Below are 4,418 nucleotides of genomic sequence, written 5' to 3'. Positions count from 1 at the left end.
CCCAGGCACTGTGTGCCTGGGACCGCCCTTCCGTTGCCGTGCCTCGGCCGGCCGTCAGCCGTGCTGCTGCACCGCGCCGCCGTCACCGCCGTCCCCGTCACCGGGGTCCGCACCGGCCGTGGCATCGGCGTCGCCGGCCCCTCCGTCGCCGGCGGCGCCGCCCTTGGACGCACCGTCGTGACCGGCACCGGCGTCCGCCGCTCCGTCACCGCCGGCGCCGTCGTCGCCCGCCCCGGCATCCGCAGCACCAGCGTCGCCCGCCCCGGCATCCGCAGCACCAGCGTCGCCCGCCCCGGCATCCGCGGCACCGTCGTCGCCCGCCCCGGCATCCGCGGCACCGTCGTCACCCGCCCCGGCATCCGCGGCGCCGCCGTCACCATCACCGGCACCACCGTCACCCGCGCCGATCTGGGCACCGACCGCCGCGAGTGCCGTGGTCACCGGCTGGAAGAAGGTCTCACCACCCTGGGTGCAGTCACCGCTGCCGCCCGAGGTGAGCCCGATCGCGTCGCCCTCCCTGGTGAACATCGCACCGCCGCTGTCGCCCGGCTCCGCGCAGACGTTGGTCTGGATGAGCCCGGTGACGGTGCCCTCCGGGTAGTTCACCGTCGCGTTGAGCCCGGTGACCTGCCCGTCGCTCAGCCCCGTGGTGCTACCCATACGGAACACCTGCTGGCCCACGGCCGCCTCGGCGGCCTGCGTGATCTCCACCTGCTGGCCGTCGCCGAGGTCGACCGAGCTGGCCGCCTGTGTGTTCGGGTCGTCGTATGTGACGAGCGCGAAGTCGCCCTCGCCGGGGAAGACCGCCTCCTGGACCGTGCCGATCGGCGCGCCGCCCTGCTGGTCCGACCACTGCTCGGCCGCCACACCGCAGTGGCCTGCGGTGAGGAAGCCCGGCTGACCGTCCTGGGTGGTCACGTTGAAACCGAGCGAGCAGCGGGACCCGCCACCGAAGATGGCGTCTCCACCCTCCACGAACGGCTTGAACAGGCCGGAGGACCTCTTGATCCGGGCCATGCCGTCACCGAGGGATTCGACCGCCGACTCGATCCTGTCCCAGCGCGATCCGGTGACCGTGCGGTCCGCTGTCACCAGGACCTGGTTGGTGCGGGGATCGATGGACCATGCGGTACCCGGCACGGCGGCCTTGTCGGAGAGCGACTCGGTGGCCGACGTCAGCGACGCGGCGCTGTTGCGCACGCTCCTGGCGATCGCTCCGGCCTTCTCGACCCGGCTTTTCGTCTGGGCGTCGTCGCCGACGACATTGACGACGAGCTGCTGTTTGCCCGCGTCGTAGTACGCACCGCCGTAGGAATCACCGAGTTGCCCGCCCAGTTGCCGGAGCAGCTCCGAAGCCGATGCGGCACTCATCTTTCTGGGCGCTTCCGACGGTTCCCCCGCGCCGGACTGCGAAGCGTTGGCATTCGGCAGCAGTATGGCCGCTGCGGCGATGCCCACCGCCCCGGCTCCAGCGAGAATGGCCTTCCGCTTGGGTATTCGCCTGTGACTCAACTCTTCGCCTCCTGGGGGTGTTGCGGACTGGGTCGCTCAGTGGGGAGGACCCGGGGACGCGTCCGGCCCTTCATACGTGCGGAGGCAGCGGTTCCGTTCAGCAAAGCGCCGAGAAAATGTTTTTGACGGTGCGTCACGGAACTCTGTTCCGGACATCGGCGGCTGATCCTGAATTCGTCGCGACTGACCGACACCGACCGATTTACCGGCGCAATCCGCCGCCTTCCCCGGCTGGCAGACTGGCCGGGTGAACACCAGCAGCTCCCACGACGGCCCCTTCCGTCATGAGCGGACTTCCCGCGACCAGGCCCCGCAGTTCGTCCTCCCCCTGGTGGCCCGGATCGAGAAGGCCGCTCCGCCGGCCCGCACCGACGCACTGGAGACCGCGGCGCGCGCGGTGCTCGTGATGCTCAGCGACGAGCGGTCGCTCGGCGACGGTGAGTGGGCGCAGGCGATGCGGGACTGGCAGGACGCCCGGATCCGCAAGGTGGTGCGGCGAGCGCGCGGCGCCGAGTGGCGCAAGGCGTCGGCACTGCCCGGGATCACGGTGGCGGGTGAGCACGCGGAGGTGCGGGTGTTCCCGCCGGTGCCGCTGGACGGCTGGCCCAGGGAACTGGTGAAGCTCCAGGTGTCGGGGACGGAGCTGGAGGACCCCAAGGATTCCACGGGTTCCACGGAGCCCGGGAAGGCAGCGCGATCCGAGGTCCCCGGCGCGGCCGTGATCTGGCTCAACCCCGCGCTGGGCATGTCGACGGGCAAGGAGATGGCCCAGGTGGGGCACGGGGCCCAGTTGCTGTGGTGGGACATGCGTGAGTCCGAGCGGGACACGTGGCGCGCGGCGGGCTTCCCGCTGTCCGTGCGCACGGCGCGACCCGAGCAGTGGGCCGCGCTCACCGCGAGCGGTCTGCCGACCGTGCGGGACGCGGGTTTCACGGAGATCGCGCCCGGTTCGGTGACGGTCGTGGCGAGCCATCCGCAGTTCGCCTGAGATCGCTTGAGGTACATCTGAACAAACCGCGCTCCCGCCGCGTACTCACCAGTACTGCGATACGCAGATACGCACAACCGCTGGGGAGGAACACTTGCTGCGGCGCATCAACGGGACAGCACTCATCATCGCGGCCCTGGTCGCAACGGTGGGCGCACTCGCGTTCCCCGTATGGTCCTACGCGGACCGATCCGGCACAGGCCAGGCGAACCTGAACGCGTCGTCCGTGGCGACCCAGTGGGGGCCGCTGACCGCTACCGACCGCGACTTGCTGGTGAAGGTCCGGCTCGCCGGGCTGTGGGAGCTGCCCGCGGGGCAGCAGGCGATCGAGCGCGCGCCCAGCAAGGCCATCAAGGAGGCGGGGGACCACCTCGTCGTCGGCCACACCGACCTCGACCAGCGGGCCCGCGACGTGGCGGCCAAGCTCGGTGTCGAGCTGCCGAACCAGCCCAACGAGCAGCAGCAGGGCTGGCTGCGGGAGCTGTCCGCGGCGAGCGGCCAGGAGTACGAGTACAAGTTCGCGAACCTGCTGCGCAACGCGCACGGCAAGGTCTTCTCAGCGATCGCCATGGTCCGCCACACCACCCGCAACACGCTGATCAGGCAGCTCGCGAGCGACGCCAACCAGACGGTGCTGGACCACATCACCATGCTGGAGGCCACCGGCAAGGTCGACTTCGACGCGATCGCCAACGAGGCGGCTGCCGGCGCCACGGCCAGCCCCACCGGCCCGCCGCCGCCGGACGGCAACCTGCCGCCCGCTCCGGCCCCGGTCACCCCGCAGAACCCCGGCGAGGCCACGTCGAAGCCGTCGACCCAGCCGGGCGCGCCCACGGCGGTCAACACCAACCGGCCCGCACCGGGCACCCAGCAGTAGCCGCGGCCCCCTGGATCCGAGGTTCCGGACGCCTGACGCGTCCGGAACCTCAAATCAACCTCTGAACGTCCCCTCCTCTGGATTCGGCGCATTCCGGCCGGGCCATGACCTCTGCACACGCAGCGGATGGGGGACCCATGAAGAGGATCGAAAGGCTAGGCACCGGTATCGGCTGGCGTCCCGAGATCGCGGACGCCGTCGAACGGCTGCCGGGGCTCGACTGGGTCGAGGTCGTGGCGGAGAACATCTGCCCCGGCCATCTGCCGGACTCGCTCGCACGCCTGCGGGAACGCGGCGTCGCGGTCGTCCCGCACGGCGTCGCACTGGGCCTCGGCGGCGCCCAGCGCCCCGACCCCGCACGTCTGGCAGCGCTTGCCGAGCGGGCCGAGACACTCGGGTCCCCGCTGGTGACCGAGCACATCGCGTTCGTACGCGGCGGAGGTCCGCTCACCGCGTCGCCCGGCCTGGAGGCGGGGCATCTGCTGCCCGTACCCCGTACCCGGGACGCTCTGGCGGTGCTCTGCGAGAACGTGCGCATCGCCCAGGACTCCCTCCCCGTGCCGCTGGCCCTGGAGAACATCGCCGCGCTGTTCTCCTGGCCCGGCGAGGAGCTGACGGAGGGCCAGTTCCTCGCCGAGCTCGTGGAGCGCACCGGCGTACGGCTGCTCATCGATGTAGCCAATCTGCACACCAACCGCGTCAACCGCGGCGATGACCCGTTGGTCGCGCTCGACGAGCTGCCCGTCGAGGCCATCGCGTACGTCCATGTCGCCGGGGGTGTCGAACGCGACGGTGTCTGGCACGACAGCCACGCCCATCCGGTGCCTCGCCCGGTCCTCGACATCCTCGCGGAGCTGCGCCGCCGTACCGACCCACCGGGGGTGCTGCTTGAACGGGACGACGACTTCCCGCCGCCCGACGAGCTGGCCGCCGAGCTGACGGCGATCAGGCGCACCCTGGAGTCGGGCGCGGCAGCAGCCACCCCCCCCCCCCCCACGACCCCCCCCCCCCCCCCCTCGACACCGAGGACCGCCGTCGTCA

The 4,418-nt window shown here is 71.5% G+C and carries 4 protein-coding genes; 3 read left to right on the top strand and 1 reads right to left on the bottom strand.

From position 1 onward, the window contains the following. Positions 1-54: 54 nt before the first annotated feature. Positions 55-1,512: a S1 family peptidase gene (locus ACFWI9_RS33095; RefSeq protein WP_387168667.1), complete on the bottom strand. Its 1,458-nt coding sequence runs from the start codon at positions 1,510-1,512 to the stop codon at positions 55-57. 247 nt (positions 1,513-1,759) lie between these two features. On the opposite strand from ACFWI9_RS33095, the gene ACFWI9_RS33090 reads away from it, so the two are divergent. From ACFWI9_RS33090 to ACFWI9_RS33080, 3 genes are all read left to right on the top strand, one after another. After that, a complete protein-coding gene (locus tag ACFWI9_RS33090) occupies positions 1,760-2,500 on the top strand; it encodes a peptidyl-tRNA hydrolase (protein ID WP_387168664.1) in 741 nt (246 codons plus the stop codon). Positions 2,501-2,597: 97 nt separating this feature from the next. Continuing rightward, entirely contained in the window at positions 2,598-3,377 is a 780-nt protein-coding gene (locus tag ACFWI9_RS33085) for a DUF4142 domain-containing protein (protein WP_387168670.1), read from the top strand. A gap of 137 nt (positions 3,378-3,514) precedes the next feature. Further along, positions 3,515-4,418: DUF692 domain-containing protein (locus tag ACFWI9_RS33080; RefSeq protein WP_387168661.1), on the top strand; the 904-nt coding region annotated here is incomplete at its 3' end.

Origin of the sequence: Streptomyces sp. NPDC127084 (assembly GCF_042724175.1) — a bacterium.
Classification (GTDB): Bacteria; Actinomycetota; Actinomycetes; order Streptomycetales; family Streptomycetaceae; genus Streptomyces.
This window is presented reverse-complemented; position numbering and strand designations above follow the sequence as displayed.